We start from the raw sequence: 392 nt of genomic DNA, 5'->3' as shown, positions 1-392 counted from the left end.
CACCGGTTGATTGTTCTTTATGGCGATGATGCTCGGGCTTGTTGTATTCACTAGCACTATGGCATTGTAAACACAGCCCATTCGTTTTTGTTTTAACTTTCATAGTGTGTTTATCATGGCAGTCAATGCAGTTAACTCCGGCTTTGTACATTTTACTTTGTGCAAAAGAGCCAAATACATACACTTCTTCTTTAATTTGGCCATCAGCGTGGTACAAGTTTGGTTCTAAAAAAGAAGGGATAAATTGGTCTAAAAATGCTTGGTTGTTATCAAAACCATCCGTGAGCGGACTACGTAATGAGTGGCATGCATAACACCCTTGCATAAAGCTGTTATCGCGGGACTCACCTTGCCAAGTAGCAATTTTATTATCACCGATAATTTTCCACTGC

1 pseudogene is annotated in these 392 nt (G+C 40.1%); it reads right to left on the bottom strand.

The annotated features are described in order from the left end of the window. Positions 1-392 (bottom strand): annotated as a pseudogene (locus DC53_RS0120875) (hypothetical protein); the annotation flags it as partial.

Source organism: Pseudoalteromonas fuliginea (assembly GCF_000690055.1).
Taxonomy (GTDB): Bacteria; Pseudomonadota; Gammaproteobacteria; order Enterobacterales; family Alteromonadaceae; genus Pseudoalteromonas; species Pseudoalteromonas fuliginea.
Note: the sequence above shows the minus strand (reverse complement) of the source record. Positions and strands in the feature narration are given on the sequence as shown.